This window comes from Nodularia spumigena CCY9414 (genome assembly GCF_000340565.2).
GTDB lineage: Bacteria > Cyanobacteriota > Cyanobacteriia > Cyanobacteriales > Nostocaceae > Nodularia > Nodularia spumigena.
On record NZ_CP007203.1, the window covers coordinates 999,281 to 1,015,558 of the forward strand.

Genomic DNA, 16,278 nt, shown 5'->3' on the forward strand with positions numbered 1-16,278 from the left:
GGATTACCTATAACAACAGGTTCAGGAGGTTTAACTAAGTTTAATAGAACTCGTTTAGGATTGCCTAAAACTCATTGGATTGATGCTGCTTGTGTAGGAAAAGTTGAAACTACTCAAAATAACTGACAACAAAAATTTTAACAGTAAAAAGACACGGGGCATAGTTGCAGAAGATTCTGTAGGATCAATAAATTTGGTTTTCCTTGCACTGAGCCTAAAAAAATATTCACTCATGTTTCTACAGGAGATTTTGTTAAGGCTACTTTGCACAAAGATCGTAAAAACATAACTTCTGGAAAGTATGTAAGTCGTGTTAAAACTCCCACAAAAAACGGATGTGAGATTGTTATCAATGGTTTTAGAGTTGAATTTTCAACAATGAAAGATATTACTAAGGTTCATTGTAGTGACGGGTATAGCTACGTTTGACTACGCAAAACTACAATTTTATGAGATTAAATGCAAAGACTGTAACTAATTCTTTACCACCCCACAAAATTATTGGTGTGGCTGTAATTTGGAACGACCATGAGCAAATTTTAATTGATCGCCGTCTTCCAAAAGGTGTTATGGGTGGTTTATGGGAATTTCCCGGCGGCAAAATTGAGCCTGGTGAAACCATTGAAGAGTGCATTCAACGGGAAATTCGAGAAGAATTAGGAATAGGAATTGAAGTAGGAAAGCATTTGATCACTATAGATCACACTTACACTCACTTGCGCGTTACCCTAACGGTGCATCACTGTCGTCTGATTACAGGTGTTCCTCAACCGATAGAATGCGATGAAATTTGCTGGGTATATTTGGATGACCTAGAAAATTATACTTTCCCCCAAGCTAATAGTCAAATTATTGCAGCGTTAAAGCAGGAAGTCGTAACTGTGAATGCAAAGACCAATAACTAATGACCAATGACTAATGACTAAATACCGTAACAATGTATTAACTGAATCAGGTTGAGTCCCGCAATTTTCTACAATGGTTGCAGAGACTTTGATCAAGGGTATCAGTAAGCAAATGTCTAAAACCGTTACCGATATAATGACCCGCGACCCAATTGTGTTGCGGACGGAAACTCCACTGAAGGAAGCTATCCAAATTCTGGCAGAAAAACGCATCAGTGGTATACCTGTTGTGGATGATGTCGGTAAATTGGTGGGAATTATTTCTGAAACAGATTTAATGTGGCAAGAAACTGGTGTGACTCCTCCGGCTTACATCATGTTTCTCGATAGCGTGATCTATTTACAAAATCCCGCTACTTACGATCGCGAATTACACAAAGCCTTGGGTCAAACTGTGGGGGAGGTAATGAGCAAAAATCCTGTGACTATTGCTCCTGAAAAAACTGTCAAAGAAGCTGCTCAATTGATGCACGATCGCAGCGTTCATCGCTTACCTGTAATTGACAGCCAGAGTCAAGTAGTTGGTATCGTTACCCGTGGTGATATTGTTCGCGCAATGGCTGCTAGTTAGTCAGTTATCAGTTATCAGTTATCAGTTATCAGTTTTGAAAATTAGGACAAATAAATGAGTGTTACTCCTGAGTTTGTAAAGCAAATGCTCAGTTCTCAAGATTTAGGCGATCGCTTGCGTGCAGTTAATCAAGCTCGTGACTTGGAACCAGCAACCGCTTTTGAACTGATTCAAATTGCTATGGGTGATAGTAATTCGCGAGTGCGGTACTCAGCAGTAAGTCAGATGGATACCCTAGGAAACCAGAATTTACAGTTATCTTTGGATCTATTGCGTAGTCTGCTCAATGACCCTGAACCTGATGTCCAAGCAGCCGCAGCCGATTGTTTGGGCGCGTTGAAACTACACGATGCTTTTGACGATTTACAGCAACTCTACAATACAACCCCAGAGTGGCTCGTACAATTCAGTATCATTGCCACATTGGGGGAGTTAGGCGACCCACGCGCCTTTGAACTACTCAAACAAGCACTCTCATCAGAAAATGAATTAGTTCAAACAGCCGCCATTAGTTCTTTGGGTGAGTTGGGAGACATTCAAGCAATTCCCCTCTTAGCGCCCTTTGCTAGTAACTCCGATTGGCAAATCCGTTACAGAGTTGTCCAAGCCTTGACTCATTTGGGTGGTGCAGAGGCTCAATCGGTTCTAGAGACTCTCACTGATGATAAAGTGGAAGCAGTGGCAAATGAAGCTAAAAAATCTTTGCAGTCAGCTTGAGTATGTTTAGGTACATCTAATATACGCTATCCAGCCAGGCATTTTATTCTTCCCTGATCAAATTGTCAGACATTTACAGCAGTGCTGCTGTGTATTATCAACACAGTATTTTGCCAATAACTCTTGTGAAGTGGGCAGCGATCGACATTCCGCCAGAGACCCAGAGCGCTCAAACCTAAGTTTGTACGTTTTGGCTGAAGCTCACAACAGCCTTATTCAGGTAAAATTTGCTGTCATAGCCCAATCAATTCTGAAGGATTGGGTTTTTGTGTCTTTAAAAACCTGTATGATAGATTTAGTAGAAAAAATACTGAAAAAAAATTTACACAAACTTAGTGTGATCTTTACTGCTTTTTTAAAATAAATTTAGAATTGGGTGTGATAATATTGCTATGTAAAACATAAGACCTTGCCCACAAAAAAACTAAGAGTTGAGTTTTTACTATTTTTTAATGTAGTATTTACTTAAATTTAGTAGCCATAAGGCTAGAGCCTATGATTAACTAAATCAACTGTGTTTCCAGAGCGCATATCACCAGTATTTTCTCCATAATCACAGAATTTATTGGTTAAAATGTGCTTAATTAGGCTAATATAACGTATTTAGCCTGATAAAAAAGTGGCACAAGGTGCAGGGAAACAAGGTGTATTCTTACCCTAGAATTTTGTATCACACACAACTGTAAACTTGTAGTATAGAGACAACAATGAAAACACTCAACAAAATCAGTATCGGCACAGCTTTGGTAGGTAGCACCTTAGCTTTCAGCACCCTGGGTATTTCCTCAGCTCAAGCAGCCGTATTAGGTACTTTTGACATCACTGGGACTAGTAGAATTGTAGATAACGAACAAATCATATTTAGCAATGCGAGGGTTGAGGATACAGCCCCTTTGGTAAACGATTTTACTCCTTTAGCTAACACCCCAGTTGTCTTCTCACCCATCGCTTTGACTAATCCCGTCTTTGATGGAGTTGCCACAACCACATTTACAGGGAATGTTGACAACCCATTTATGAAATTTACGGCGGCTCCTGATTTAACCTTCACTGCTGACAACCCTTTCACCGTTACATTAGTCGACCTAACTGACAGTGTGTCATTTGCTGCTGCTCCTATTAACGGCACATTTACCAATGCTAATGGCGTATCTACAGGTACAGGAGTAGCAACCTTCAATTATATAGACACCTTCGGTAGCTTCTCTTTGACTCTAAAAGCCACACCAATACCAGTCCCCGAACCTACAACCACCCTTGGGCTTGCAGCTTTAGGCTTGGGAGCATTCTTCAGCAAGAGCATGGCTAAAAAGAAGAAACAGCAGGTATCTGCTTAATACCAAACATTAACTAAAACCATAATTCCAAAATTTTTGGAATTATGGTAGATACCATGCAAGTTTTGTGTAGTTTAGCTGCTCATAACAATAAAAGCTGGTAGTGGATAAAATTAATAGTTTTGTATAACCCTGATGATTTGTCACAATCATCAGGGTTATTAATTTGATCATAACAATAAATTAACCCCCATAAACTTGAGGCCAAGTTGTAACCACAAAAACGACAACTGCGGCGATCGCCAACACGCCTTGAATCAAATTTCCAATCAGCGAACCGACTATAATACCTATGCCAGCCTTAACGGCTAACCATAATTGACGACGGTAAATAAATTCACCAATAATCGCTCCTAGCAATGGCCCTAATAAAATTCCTAACAAGGGACCGCCGAAAGGTAGCGTTGGGAGTAAACCCAAAAAACCCACTATTAACCCCACAATTGCGCCAATCTGTCCCCACTTACTAGCACCAGCTTTTTTTGCACCTAAGTAGCTAGCTAAAAAATCAACACCAATACTGAGGACTAAAACAAAACCTGTCACAATTAGTGGTATTTTAATCGCTGCAAAGGAACCGCCCAGAATACCCCAAATAATAATAGAGGTTAAAATTAAACCGCTACCAGGAAGTCCGGGAACCACAGCACCGATGATACCCACCAGCATAATGATAATTAATAGCCAATAAATAACTTGCATAAACTTTTAAATTTCCGCATCAGCTAGCAAAGAAGAATTGAGCGTTACTGCTAATTTATCAGCAATTCCCGCAATCCATTGTTCATCTTGTTTGGTGTAACTGCGGGGAGCATTCGCTCCTAAAATTAAAACACCCTGATTACCAATTGGTTGACAAATTACACCTTGTGTGTTTTCTGGTAAATAATCAAATTCAATTCTTCCTGGATACACATACAAAGCAACTAAATAAATCGGCTTTTGTGTTTCCAAGACTCGTTTTAAGATTGTTCCTGGGATAACTTCAGATTTAGCAGCCAGAATACCGCGACGCAACAAGACTTTGCCTTGATAGTAAACTATGAGCGATCGCGTCACCGTATTAGTCAATAATAAATGGGATGCCCAAGCTAATTCTGTTTTGACAGTTTCTGGTAAATCTGCCGCCAGTACAAAACCTGGTTCCCCAATTAGTTCTACAGTATCAGGCGATCGCGGTTGTACTTGCTGCCAAATTAAACCTGTTAAAATCAACACTGCACTCAAAATCACACCCACCACATCCCCACGCGCTTGTGAGTCCGTTAATTCTGGAGTCAGCAAACGGTTAATCAGTAAAAGTACAGCGCCTAACCCGCCCACAGCTAAGGGTAAACGCCGTAAAATTCGATTGGGATCAGATTTGGTCATTAGTCATTGGTCATTGGTCATTAGTCATTAGTCATTAGTCAATGAATTTTGGATTTGCGTTAGCGCTGCGTACGCAGCGCAGCGAGGATTTTAAATTGCAGTTCAATCCAAAATCTAAAATCTAAAATCTAAAATTCCCCACTCCCTACTCTTCTCCTGGTTCAATTATCCTCTGAAACAAATAACCAGTACCTCTGGCTGTGAGAATTAACTCTGGATTACTAGGATCATCTTCTAACTTTGCCCGCAAACGGGAAATATGCACATCTACTACACGAGTATCTACATGGCGTTCTGGTGTGTAACCCCATACTTCCTGTAAAATTTCTGACCGGGAAAACGCTTCTCCAGAACGGCTGACTAGCAATTCTAGAAGGCTAAACTCCATTCCTGTCAAGCGAATACGCTCATCACCTTTGTAGACTTGCCGTTTATTGGTATCTATTTTAATGTTACCAACATGAATCACCCCAGAGCTAGGAATACCAGAAGCCCCGGTTTTGTCTACTCGTCGCAGGACTGAGCGAATCCGTGCTTCTAACTCTTTGGGGGAAAATGGTTTGACTACATAATCATCAGCACCCAATTCTAAACCGGTGATGCGATCGGCAACGTCCCCCAAGGCTGTTAGCATAATAATTGGGACATCAGATTCCTTACGCAATTCTTGACAAACACCGTAGCCGTCAAGCTTTGGCATCATCACATCTAACACTACTAAGTCAGGTTCTGATTTGCGAAAAGTTTCTAGAGCTTCTTCTCCATCGCCAGCCGTTACTACATCGTAGCCAATCATGGAAAGGCGCGTTTCCAAAATCCGGCGAATGCTGGCTTCGTCGTCTACCACCAGGATTTTTTCTTTATGGCTTTCCAAGTTTTTCTGCGCTCCCTAACTAAAATTTATCATGATTAATTTTTAATACCATAATATTAAGATATCATTCCATCAATTGATTGAGAAAAAGCTGTATCTTTTACTATTCTTGGATTCTAATTTTAGCTAAAAGATTAAGTAAATATTAAGATTATTTAATAAATTTTAAGAATGGCAAAGCCTAAAACCTCTTTCATTTGTAACGCCTGTGGAACAGAATCTTCTCAATGGTTTGGCAAATGCCCCGCCTGCGGTACTTACAACTCCTTAGAAGAGCAGATTTCCATCCAATCATCGGTAGATGTACCTTCTAGGGGAGGAATCAGCAACTGGCAAGCAACTCAAGGTAATGGCAAACCTACTACTAAACCAGCCAAAGCAAGAGCTTCCTTGACATTTGATCAAATTACAGATCGCCAAATTGCTCGCTGGGAATCAGGTTATGATGAACTAGATCGGGTGCTAGGGGGGGGAATTGTTCCCGGTTCGATGGTTCTGATTGGTGGTGATCCCGGAATTGGTAAATCTACGCTACTTTTACAAGTATCAAATGCACTGGCGCAGAGATACCGTATTCTCTACGTAACTGGGGAAGAATCAGGACAACAGGTAAAATTGCGCGCTTCTCGCTTGGGAGTATCAAAGCATACTGATTTGTCTAGTGAGGAGAATGAAGATCATGCTGAGAACGGCAAATTAGAACCAGCTGTAGAGCTAAAAACTCTCAGTTCAGAAGAAATAGAAGAAGGTAAAAATGCGGATTTGTATGTATTACCGGAAACAGATTTAGAGGAGATTTTACGAGAGATAGATTCCCTCAGACCGAATTTAGCAGTAATTGATAGTATTCAAACAGTGTTCTTTCCGGCACTAACTTCTGCCCCCGGTTCAGTAGCCCAAGTCAGGGAATGTACCTCAGCTTTGATGAAGGTGGCAAAGCATGAAGATATTACCATGTTAATTGTCGGACACGTGACCAAAGAAGGGGCGATCGCAGGGCCGAAAGTTTTAGAACATTTAGTAGATACAGTATTATATTTTGAAGGCGATCGCTTTGCCTCCCATAGATTATTAAGAACAGTAAAGAACCGCTTTGGTGCAACTCACGAAATCGGCATCTTTGAAATGGTGGAACACGGACTGCGAGAAGTGGCGAACCCTTCAGAGCTATTTTTAGGAAACCGTGATGATCCTGCACCGGGAACAGCCATTGTTGTAGCTTGTGAAGGAACTCGCCCCATTGTGGTAGAATTGCAAGCTTTAGTCAGTCCTACCAGTTATCCTTCCCCCCGGCGTGCGGGTACAGGTATAGATTATAACCGCCTCGTGCAGATTCTCGCTGTGTTAGAAAAACGGGTCGGGATTCCTATGTCAAAACTAGATTCTTACGTCGCCTCGGCGGGTGGGTTGAGTGTAGCAGAACCAGCCGTAGACTTAGGAATTGCGATCGCCATTGTAGCCAGTTTCCGCGATCGCATAGTTGATCCTGGTACAGTATTAATTGGTGAAGTCGGCTTAGGCGGACAAGTGCGCTCAGTGTCCCAAATGGAACTACGATTAAAAGAAGCTGCCAAACTGGGATTTAAACGTGCGATCGTTCCCAAAGGGCAAAAATACCCAGATTACAACATCGAGATATTACCAGTCTCCAAAGTAATAGATGCAATTATCGCTGCCATCCCCCACCAAACCCTAGAAGCTAGCGATTTAGAACTAGACGACGAAGACGAAGCAGACGAAGAATAAGGGAACAACAAAAAACAAATTCTCAAAAATTGTAGGGTGGGTTAGCGTAGCGTAACCCACCATCATCCATGAATTTCTCACCTAACTCTGTCCTCTGAAAATCACACTTTTCCCGTATGACAGCTTCCGTAGGCGAAATCAGGAGCCACTCAAAACCTTTCTGCCAAAAAACCAAGATTTAAACTGTGTCACAATAAATATCAATAAAACTACCGACTTTACCAATGGTGTGGAATCCAGGACAGCAATTATTTGGTGGGCGCTACATAATCCAGAAAAAGCTGGGTGAAGGTGGGGTTGGGATTACATACCTGGCTCAAAATCGACGTAGTGAATTACGAGTCATTAAAACCCTCAGAGAACAAATCCTCAATCATCCCGCCTGGATAACCAAGCAAGATAAATTACGCCAAGACTTTCGGGATGAAGCCTTGCGACTAGCTTTGTGTCACCATCCTCATATTGTGCAAGTAGAAAATGTCTTTGATGAAGATAACTTGCCATGTATGGTAATGGAATACATCCCAGGTGAGGATTTAGGGGAGAAAATCACCCAAGCAGGAGCATTACCAGAAGTGGAAGCACTGCAATATATTCAGCAAATTGGCGATGCTTTGACACTGGTGCATGAAAAAGGCTTGTTACATCGGGATTTAAAGCCAAGTAACATCATGTTGCGTGCAGGTAAGCCAGAAGCTGTGCTGATTGACTTTGGCATTGCTAGACAATTTCTTCCCGGTGGAATCCAACAACATACACAAAATTTTACCCCTGGTTATGCACCACCAGAGCAGTATTTACCAGTAGAACAACGGGGTGAATATATTGATGTTTACGCCTTAGCCGCTACGTTGTATACTTTGCTGACCGCAGAATTGCCTATGCCAGCACCAGCCAGATTGCAAAATTTTACCCTACAGCCACCAAAAGATTTCAATCCCAATGTCAGTGACAGGGTGAATGAAGCAATTATGAAAGGGATGGCGCTAAATCACAAGTTTCGTCCCCAGTCAGTCGCGGAGTTGTTGGATTTGTTGGGTGCAGGGATAAAATCACAACCAGTCACATCTCATCCCCATACACCCCCATCTTGGGAATGTGTTCACATCATTCCAAGTATCTCTGGAATAATAGCCCTTAGCCCCAAGGGAGATATGCTGGCAAGTGTAGCCTATAGTACCATTCACCTGTTGTCGGCAACTACAGGTAAACTTATCTGCACCCTCACTGGTCATGATTACATACTTCCAGTTGAATCCGTAGCCTTCAGTCATGATGGGCAAATTCTGGCTAGTGGTAGTGAGGACAAGACTATTAAACTGTGGTCAGTGTCCACAGGTAGGGAAATTTGCACTCTCCTTGGTCATTCCTCCTCGGTTAATTGCGTAGCCTTCAGTCATGATGGGCAAATTCTGGCTAGTGGTAGTGGGGACGAGACTATCAAACTGTGGTCAGTGTCCACAGGTAAGGAAATTCGCACTTTAACTGGTCATTCTGACTATGTTAATTTCGTAGCCTTCAGTCATGATGGGCAAATTTTAGCTAGTGGTAGTGGGGACGAGACTATCAAACTGTGGTCAGTCTCCACAGGTAAGGAAATTTATACCTTCACTGCTCATGATGACTCGGTTAATTCCGTAGCCTTCAGTCATGATGGGCAAATTTTAGCTAGTGGTAGTGATGACAACACTATCAAACTGTGGTCAGTCTCCACAGGTAGGGAAATTCGCACTTTCACTGCTCATGATGACTACATTAATTGCGTAGCCTTCAGTCATGATGGGCAAATTTTAGCTAGTGGTAGTTATGACAACACTATCAAACTGTGGTCAGTGTCCACAGGTAGAGAAATTCGTACCTTCAGTCATGATGACTCAGTTAAATCTGTAGCCTTCAGTCATGATGGGCAAATTCTCGCTAGTAGTAGTGATGACAACACAATCAAACTGTGGTCTGTGTCCACAGGGACAGAAATTTACACCCTCACTGGTCATGATTACTCAGTTAAATCTGTAGCCTTCAGTCATGATGGGCAAATTCTGGCTAGTGGTAGTGGGGACAACAAAATCAAACTGTGGTTAGTGTCCACAGGTAGGGAAATTCTCACCCTGACTGGTCATTCCTCCTCGGTTAATTCCGTAGCCTTCAGTCATGATGGGAAAATTTTAGCTAGTGGTAGTGATAGCAAAACTATCAAACTGTGGTCTGTGTCCACAGGGACAGAAATTTACACCCTGACTGGTCATTCCTCCTCGGTTAATTCCGTAGCCTTCAGTCATGATGGAAAAATTTTAGCTAGTGGTAGTGATGACAAAACTATCAAACTGTGGTCTGTGTCCACAGGGACAGAAATTTGCACTCTCACTGGTCATTCCTCCTGGGTTTATTCCGTAGCCTTCAGTAGTGATGGGCAAATTCTCGCTAGTGGTAGTTTTTACAAAACTATCAAACTATGGTCTGTGTCCACAGGGAAAAAAATTTACACTCTCACTGGTCATTCCTCCTGGGTTTATTCCGTAGCCTTCAGTGGTGATGGGCAAATTCTCGCTAGTGGTAGTGATGACAAAACTATCAAACTGTGGTCACTGACAACAGGGAAAGAAATTTACACTCTCACTGGTCATTCAAAAGGGGTTAATTTCGTAGCCTTCAGTAGTGATGGGCAAATTTTAGCTAGTGGTAGTAGTGACAAAACTATTAAATTGTGGTCTATGACAACAGGGAAAGAAATTTACACACTCAATCATTTGGATCAAGTTCTTTCCGTCGCCTTTAGCCCCGATGCAGGTTGGCTAGCGGCTGGAGACCGTAGGGGAAATATCAAAATTTGGCGACGCTGTTAAAAGATTACCTTGGTTCAGTCAGTGGTAAAGGAATGATCACGCAAAGGCGCATTCGTTGAAAACGTTCCCGTAGGGTAGGCGCAAAGAAGAAGAGTTACAGAAATGTAATTTTGGCATTTCCTCTAGTCAGCAATGCCTCAAATTAGATATTTTTCTCTCTTCATGCTTCGTGTTCTTTGTTTCTTCTCCCAAAGGGAGAGGCTAACGCCATAAGCGTTCGCGCAGCGTCTCGTAGAGAAGCTATGCCGAAGGCTTTACGTGGTTCGTTTCTCCGTTGCTTGTGCGTAAGTCCTAATTCATCTAATTTGCATAACCATGTCTCTTGAATATTTTGTGGGGTGGGCATCTTGCCCGCCCTAACTATGCAAGTTAAATGGAATAGCTTGACTATTTTGTTAGCGCTTACGGTGTTGGGGTTGGTGTTGGCGTTGGTGTCGGTGTCGGTGTCGGTGTCGGTGTTGGCGTTGGCGTTGGTGTCGCTCTCGGTGTCGCTCTCGGTGTTGGCGTTGGTGTCGCTCTCGGTGTCGCTCTCGGTGTTGGTGTTGGTGTCGCTCTCGGTGTCGCTCTCGGTGTTGGCGTTGGCGTTGGGGTTGGCGTTGGCGTTGGCGTTGGTGTCGCTCTCGGTGTTGGTGTCGGTGTTGGTGTCGCTCTCGGTGTTGGCGTTGGCGTTGGTGTCGGTGTTGGTGTTGGCTTGGCTGTCGGTTTCGGTGTCGGCTGAGTTATAATTTTCCTGGCCTCTTCATTCAACCTCTGGCGGAATCGCAAATCAGCAATGCCGGTTTCTTCCATCTGAAATTTTTTCTGAGCCTCCCTCACAGCCGCTTCCGTCTGACTTCTATAAAATTGATCACGGGGTAAAGGATTATCAGGTTGAAGTACCGCATTCAAATTTGCTTGCAAAATTTGCACAATGGTGGCTGCAAAATCCTGGGTTTGAGGTCCTGCGACACCATCAACAGTCAGCTTATAACCCCTTTGAAATTCACGAATAGCCTTTCTCGTTTCCTCATCTGTGAGAGTGGTATTTGTCACCTTAACGTCATAGCCTAATCCCCGTAACACAGCACGGAACTCCTCTGGTGTATAATTACGCTGGCGAGCCGCAAAAGTTGTATCCGCAACTACCAAACTAGCAGTTACTAAGGAGGTAACTGCAATTGTCATACCGGATTTTCCCAATCCACACCACATAATTTAAAACTCCTTTCGGTTAAACCAACAATATTCAGAAGTATATAGAGATTTACAAACAAATTTTACATTTATTAAATTTTATTGTTCAGAATCATCAACGATTGTTGATTAATGTAAATTTAGTTAATTAAACTTAACTAAATATCTAAAGAAAGATTATTGCCATCATTCTACAGAAGTATCTTAAATTTAGCCGTCATTATGATCTGAATTAAGAGACAACTTCAATAACTGCATTTTTATGTATAAAAAAACAGAAACAAATGACCAAACGAAAATCACAAAAACGGCAGAACCTTATATTTGAAAGATTAATGGCAATGATTGCCACCGTGAATTTATGCTTAGTATTGTTTGATTTAAGCTACGTGCCTTGGCGGGATTTCTATTTGCGTAATTTGCCCCAAATCACCCAAATTTATGACCCCATTAAGGGAATTGAGGCCCATAGAGAAACGAAACATTATTTAAACAGAGTAGACGCACTCCAAGAACAGGTGAGTCAAACTGGGTTAACCTCACCAGAGGCCAAGGCTAAACTAGAGGAACTAGACCGTCTAAGCAGCGAAATGGTTGACAGTAATCCATTTGCAGCAGTCAATAAAAGTGGTAACTTTGAAAAAGCCAAAAATCGGCTGCGCGATCGCATCGGTGAAGAATCTGCAAAACAATCGTTTTCCCGATTTTGGAGTCCAGAGTATTTATCCGAACAGGGCTGGAACCAAGAAATTGATTTTTTTAACAGGCAAATTCGCCCTTTAATAGCCACCAACTATTTCCGCCGCATCGGGGAAAATGGGGAATTACTTGATAACTTTTGGGTGATTGACCTACCATTTGTCTTGTTATTTGGTGCAGAGTTGCTGGCGCGTTCCTTTTATCTGCGCCGTCGTCATCCCAGTTTTACCTGGATAAATGCCATATTGTGGCGGTGGTATGACTTATTTCTCCTGTTACCTTTTATGAGGTGGCTACGAATCATACCCGTAATGATTCGCCTTGACCAAGCGCGGTTATTGAATCTGCAACCGTTACAACAGCAAATCAATCAATCAATATTAGCTAATTTTGCCGAGGATCTCACAGAAATAGTCGTAGTTAGAGTAATTAACCAGATTCAAGGGTCAATTCGGCGCGGTGATTTAACCAGCTGGCTGACGCAAAAAGAGAATTTGCGACCCTACATAGATATTAACAATACAAATGAAATAGAAGCGATCGCAGGGATTTTGGTGCAAACATTAGTTTATCAAGTCCTGCCCAAAATTCAACCAGAAATCATTGCCATTTTACGTCACACTATTGCAGCTGCAATCAATCAAACCCCCGGTTACCGCAACTTCCACAATATTCCTGGCGTAGGAGATATACAAAACCAACTCAGCGAACAACTAGCAACTCAAATCACAACCAACCTTTATAGCGCTGTCACAGCGGCCATCGAAGATCCCGTGGGAGCAAAACTTTCCAGTCAACTCGCCGAAAGCTTCACCAAAGCCCTGGGAGAACAAGCGCAGCAAAAACACGTAATTGCCGAAATTCAAAGCTTAATGTCCGACTTCCTCGAAGAAGTCAAGCTCAACTATGTCCAGCGCTTGTCCCAAGAAGACATAGACCAGATTATGGAGCAAACTAGACAGCTGAGAACACAACCATCAGTTCAGCCCTTAGTAGATAGAAGTAATGTCCTCCCAGTCAAGAAAGAAAATTAGCTGAAAATGAGGGATATCAGCGAATGACCAATGACCAATGACCAATGACCAATGACCAATGACCAATCACTATTGACTATTAAAGAAATGCGCTAAACTCGGAATAGAGACGAACCATTATTGATTCGTCATCAGACTTCTTGGAAGATATCCCTATCGCAGGAAGTGGGTCTATGCCCACTTTTTTTATTGAAATTTCGCATGACTCATCCCTTAGTTCCACAAATTATCGATTTGGCGACACCAGTAGCAGCAGAACTGGGCTTGGAAGTCGTTGGCATAGTTTTTCACACTAACCAACGTCCACCAGTATTACGGGTAGATATTCGCAATTCCCAGCAGGACACTGGTCTGAATGATTGTGAGCGGATGAGTCGCGCTTTAGAAGCTTCCTTAGATGCGGCAGAGATCATTCCAGATGCTTATGTCTTGGAAGTGTCCAGTCCTGGAATTTCACGACAATTAATAACAGACAGAGAGTTTATTTCCTTCAAAGGATTTCCTGTAATCATCTCCACTTCCCAACCCTACGACGGACAGCAAGAGTGGATTGGTCAGTTGATTCGCCGGGATGAAACCACTGTTTACTTAAACCAAAAAGGTCGCATTATCGAAATTCCCCGCACCCTCATTACTAGGGTGCTGCTAGATGAGCGCCGATAGAGGAGGAACTCAGGGCTAGGGGCTAGAGACTAAGGACTAGTACCGCAGGGCGTTCGTCAAAAGTCAAAAGTCAAAAGGCTGGAATTTTGGACTTTGGACATTTGGACTTTTTCAAATGGTATGCCTATTTACGCCGTGCTGTACTAAAAGCTAAAGGCTAGGGAGTAGAGTCAAACTTTTCTCTAATCCCCGGCCTTTGATGCGTAGTTTCTCATTCCTCACCCCCCTGGTACAGACGTAATGAATCGCGTCTTTACTGTTTCTTATCTCTATTTTTTAGATTCTGATTTTAAAGGAGATTGCTTATGTCAATGGTTAGTTTACCAGGATTAAAAGAATTAATTGAAAGTATAAGTCGCGAGCGCAATTTACCGCGTCTAGCAGTTCAAACAGCTATTAGAGAAGCATTACTCAAAGGCTACGAACGTTATCGTCGCGCCCAAAACTTAGAAAAAAGACAGTTTGATGAAGAATATTTTGATAATTTTGAAGTAGAACTTGATATCGAAGGAGAAGGATTTCGCGTTCTTTCTACTAAAAGCATCGTTGAAGCGGTGGATAACACCGATCATCAAATTTCCCTAGAGGAAGTCCAACAAGTTGCTCCGGAAGCCCAATTGGGAGATTCTGTAGTGCTGGATGTCACGCCAGATCAAGGTGAATTTGGTCGCATGGCCGCAATGCAAACTAAGCAAGTGCTGGCGCAGAAACTCCGGGATCAGCAACGCCAAATGGTGCAAGAAGAATTCCAAGACTTGGAAGGAACTGTCCTGCAAGCCAGAGTTTTGCGGTTTGAAAGACAATCGGTAATTTTGGCAGTAGCCAGTGGTTTTGGTCAGCCAGAAGTGGAAGCTGAGTTACCCAAGCGGGAACAGCTTCCCAATGATAATTATCGCGCAAATGCCACATTTAAGGTATATCTCAAAAAAGTTTCCCAAGGGCAACAACGGGGGCCTCAATTGCTCGTATCTCGTGCTGATGCTGGTTTGGTAGTTTATCTATTTGCCAACGAAGTCCCAGAAATTGAGGATGAGGTGGTAAGAATTGTTGCCGTAGCACGAGAAGCTAATCCCCCTTCTCGTTATGTCGGACCTCGGACTAAAATTGCTGTAGATACACTTGATCGCGATGTAGACCCAGTTGGTGCTTGTATTGGAGCCAGGGGATCACGTATTCAAGTGGTAGTCAATGAATTACGCGGCGAAAAAATAGATGTGATTCGTTGGTCTCCAGACCCATCCACATATATTGCTAACGCCTTGAGTCCAGCACGGGTAGATGAAGTCCGCCTCATGGACCCCGAAACTCGCCAAACTCACGTCCTTGTGGCTGAAGATCAACTGAGTTTAGCTATTGGTAAAGAAGGCCAAAATGTGCGGTTAGCAGCCCGCTTAACAGGTTGGAAAATCGACATTAAAGACAAAGCTAAGTACGATTATGCAGGAGAGGACACTAAGTTCGCTGCCGCACGGGCTAAATATCAACCAGAGGAAGATGATCTTGAACTAGAGGAGCTAGATTATGAAAATCAAGAACAACTAGAAGAGGAAGATGAATCTTTTGAGATGAGTGAACAAGATTAATTTATTAGTCTGATGGAGTTCTGCTACTATTGACAACATTATTCGTCTTAATGATTACACCGAACCAATCATTCCCTTGTAAGTAAAGATTGGTAAAGCCAACTTTATTTTCATAACTAGATTGCTCACCTGTAGTCAAATAAGACCAATGGAACCAAATTATCGGCGTTGTATTAGTTGCCGGAAAGTAGGCTTGAAAGAAGACTTTTGGCGGATTGTCCGCGTCTTTCCATCTGGAAAGGTACAATTAGATCAGGGCATGGGGCGTTCTGCCTATATCTGCCAGCAAATGAGTTGCCTACAAGCATCTCAGAAAAAAAATCGACTAGGGCGATCGCTACGTGCGTCAGTGCCAGAAACAGTGTACCAAACATTGTGGCAACGTCTAGCCCAAAGCTATCCCCAAAATCAAAATTAAAATTAGGTGAAAAAAACCTAGTGGCGGTAATCCCCAAAGTAGTTGTGCGTCCAGCAGACTCTGCAATTCATCGGGTGAATGCCAAAATAGTAAATGGGTGTAGTTAGTCATCTGCGGCTTTTTCACAAGAAAGGTGGCAGAGCAATACTCCCAACAAGTTTTACTAGATTGTGTTGTGGACGACTCAGAATCAGCAAAACAAAAAACTAAAGAATGGCAACCTGGTAGCGCTCAGGCGCAGCTTGGCATCAACCATCATTCCTGGTGGAAATGTCAGAGTTAAACCAAAACATCTCTCTTTCCTGACTGGAGGCACCGGCAAAATCACCAAGGGCAACCTAAAA

At 42.5% G+C, this 16,278-nt stretch carries 16 protein-coding genes; 11 read left to right on the forward strand and 5 right to left on the reverse strand.

All coding sequences use genetic code 11. The annotated features are described in order from the left end of the window. Positions 1-449 precede the first annotated feature (449 nt). The 4 genes from mutT (at position 450) to NSP_RS04460 (ending at position 3,530) form a co-directional block, all read left to right on the forward strand. Positions 450-905 carry an 8-oxo-dGTP diphosphatase MutT gene (mutT, locus tag NSP_RS04440; protein WP_006196584.1) on the forward strand — a complete coding sequence of 152 codons (456 nt, stop codon included), beginning with the start codon at positions 450-452 and terminating at the stop codon, positions 903-905. 112 nt (positions 906-1,017) lie between these two features. After that, on the forward strand, positions 1,018-1,476 hold the full coding sequence (locus NSP_RS04445) for a CBS domain-containing protein (RefSeq protein WP_173403256.1): 459 nt from the start codon (positions 1,018-1,020) through the stop codon (positions 1,474-1,476). Between the two features lie 54 nt (positions 1,477-1,530). After that, positions 1,531-2,193 carry a phycobilisome degradation protein NblB gene (gene nblB, locus NSP_RS04450; protein ID WP_006196586.1) on the forward strand — a complete coding sequence of 221 codons (663 nt, stop codon included), beginning with the start codon at positions 1,531-1,533 and terminating at the stop codon, positions 2,191-2,193. A gap of 707 nt (positions 2,194-2,900) precedes the next feature. Next, entirely contained in the window at positions 2,901-3,530 is a 630-nt protein-coding gene (locus NSP_RS04460) for a PEP-CTERM sorting domain-containing protein (RefSeq protein ID WP_006196588.1), read from the forward strand. Positions 3,531-3,713: 183 nt separating this feature from the next. On the opposite strand, the gene NSP_RS04465 is transcribed toward NSP_RS04460, so the two are convergent. The 3 genes from NSP_RS04465 to rpaB form a co-directional block, all read right to left on the reverse strand. Further along, a complete protein-coding gene (locus tag NSP_RS04465; protein ID WP_006196589.1) occupies positions 3,714-4,232 on the reverse strand; it encodes a DUF456 domain-containing protein in 519 nt (172 codons plus the stop codon). A gap of 6 nt (positions 4,233-4,238) precedes the next feature. Beyond that, positions 4,239-4,901, reverse strand: a complete 663-nt coding sequence (locus NSP_RS04470) for a cofactor assembly of complex C subunit B (RefSeq protein WP_006196590.1) — start codon at positions 4,899-4,901, stop codon at positions 4,239-4,241. A gap of 145 nt (positions 4,902-5,046) precedes the next feature. Further along, entirely contained in the window at positions 5,047-5,775 is a 729-nt protein-coding gene (rpaB, locus tag NSP_RS04475) for a response regulator transcription factor RpaB (protein WP_006196591.1), read from the reverse strand. Positions 5,776-5,946: 171 nt separating this feature from the next. Between rpaB and radA the strand changes: the two genes are divergently transcribed. Both radA and NSP_RS04485 read left to right on the forward strand, forming a co-directional pair. After that, entirely contained in the window at positions 5,947-7,521 is a 1,575-nt protein-coding gene (radA, locus tag NSP_RS04480; RefSeq protein WP_006196592.1) for a DNA repair protein RadA, read from the forward strand. A 224-nt stretch (positions 7,522-7,745) separates the two neighbouring features. After that, on the forward strand, positions 7,746-10,364 hold the full coding sequence (locus NSP_RS04485) for a WD40 domain-containing protein (protein WP_006196593.1): 2,619 nt from the start codon (positions 7,746-7,748) through the stop codon (positions 10,362-10,364). 160 nt (positions 10,365-10,524) lie between these two features. On the opposite strand, the gene NSP_RS25085 is transcribed toward NSP_RS04485, so the two are convergent. Together NSP_RS25085 and NSP_RS04490 are read right to left on the reverse strand one after the other, a co-directional pair. Further along, the gene (locus NSP_RS25085; protein ID WP_144360501.1) at positions 10,525-10,710 is read right to left on the reverse strand and encodes a hypothetical protein; all 186 of its coding nucleotides are present in this window, start codon (positions 10,708-10,710) and stop codon (positions 10,525-10,527) included. A 56-nt stretch (positions 10,711-10,766) separates the two neighbouring features. After that, the gene (locus tag NSP_RS04490; RefSeq protein WP_017803829.1) at positions 10,767-11,555 is read right to left on the reverse strand and encodes a peptidoglycan-binding domain-containing protein; all 789 of its coding nucleotides are present in this window, start codon (positions 11,553-11,555) and stop codon (positions 10,767-10,769) included. A 266-nt stretch (positions 11,556-11,821) separates the two neighbouring features. Here NSP_RS04490 and NSP_RS04495 point away from each other — a divergent pair, with 266 nt between their 5' ends. The 5 genes from NSP_RS04495 to NSP_RS26220 all read left to right on the forward strand — a co-directional run bounded on the left by NSP_RS04495 (position 11,822) and on the right by NSP_RS26220 (position 16,217). Further along, positions 11,822-13,270, forward strand: coding sequence for a hypothetical protein (locus tag NSP_RS04495; protein ID WP_231859533.1), 1,449 nt, complete (start codon positions 11,822-11,824; stop codon positions 13,268-13,270). A 201-nt stretch (positions 13,271-13,471) separates the two neighbouring features. Then, positions 13,472-13,933: a ribosome maturation factor RimP gene (gene rimP / locus NSP_RS04500; RefSeq protein WP_006196596.1), complete on the forward strand. Its 462-nt coding sequence runs from the start codon at positions 13,472-13,474 to the stop codon at positions 13,931-13,933. A gap of 305 nt (positions 13,934-14,238) precedes the next feature. Next, positions 14,239-15,516 (forward strand): transcription termination factor NusA, encoded by a 1,278-nt coding sequence (gene nusA, locus NSP_RS04505; RefSeq protein ID WP_173403257.1) that lies wholly within the window; start codon positions 14,239-14,241, stop codon positions 15,514-15,516. Between the two features lie 148 nt (positions 15,517-15,664). Continuing rightward, positions 15,665-15,934: a YlxR family protein gene (locus tag NSP_RS04510; RefSeq protein WP_006196598.1), complete on the forward strand. Its 270-nt coding sequence runs from the start codon at positions 15,665-15,667 to the stop codon at positions 15,932-15,934. A 133-nt stretch (positions 15,935-16,067) separates the two neighbouring features. After that, entirely contained in the window at positions 16,068-16,217 is a 150-nt protein-coding gene (locus NSP_RS26220; protein ID WP_173403258.1) for a hypothetical protein, read from the forward strand. Positions 16,218-16,278: the final 61 nt, after the last annotated feature.

Bases quoted from the DNA above. Each gene is read 5' to 3' on its own strand.
- mutT (WP_006196584.1), top strand. From the start codon at position 450: ATGAGATTAAATGCAAAGACTGTAACTAATTCTTTACCACCCCACAAA.
- NSP_RS04445 (WP_173403256.1), top strand. From the start codon at position 1,018: ATGTCTAAAACCGTTACCGATATAATGACCCGCGACCCAATTGTGTTG.
- nblB (WP_006196586.1), top strand. From the start codon at position 1,531: ATGAGTGTTACTCCTGAGTTTGTAAAGCAAATGCTCAGTTCTCAAGAT.
- NSP_RS04460 (WP_006196588.1), top strand. From the start codon at position 2,901: ATGAAAACACTCAACAAAATCAGTATCGGCACAGCTTTGGTAGGTAGC.
- NSP_RS04465 (WP_006196589.1), bottom strand. From the start codon at position 4,232: ATGCAAGTTATTTATTGGCTATTAATTATCATTATGCTGGTGGGTATC.
- NSP_RS04470 (WP_006196590.1), bottom strand. From the start codon at position 4,901: ATGACCAAATCTGATCCCAATCGAATTTTACGGCGTTTACCCTTAGCT.
- radA (WP_006196592.1), top strand. From the start codon at position 5,947: ATGGCAAAGCCTAAAACCTCTTTCATTTGTAACGCCTGTGGAACAGAA.
- NSP_RS04485 (WP_006196593.1), top strand. From the start codon at position 7,746: ATGGTGTGGAATCCAGGACAGCAATTATTTGGTGGGCGCTACATAATC.
- NSP_RS25085 (WP_144360501.1), bottom strand. From the start codon at position 10,710: ATGCCCACCCCACAAAATATTCAAGAGACATGGTTATGCAAATTAGAT.
- NSP_RS04490 (WP_017803829.1), bottom strand. From the start codon at position 11,555: ATGTGGTGTGGATTGGGAAAATCCGGTATGACAATTGCAGTTACCTCC.
- NSP_RS04495 (WP_231859533.1), top strand. From the start codon at position 11,822: ATGACCAAACGAAAATCACAAAAACGGCAGAACCTTATATTTGAAAGA.
- rimP (WP_006196596.1), top strand. From the start codon at position 13,472: ATGACTCATCCCTTAGTTCCACAAATTATCGATTTGGCGACACCAGTA.
- nusA (WP_173403257.1), top strand. From the start codon at position 14,239: ATGTCAATGGTTAGTTTACCAGGATTAAAAGAATTAATTGAAAGTATA.
- NSP_RS04510 (WP_006196598.1), top strand. From the start codon at position 15,665: ATGGAACCAAATTATCGGCGTTGTATTAGTTGCCGGAAAGTAGGCTTG.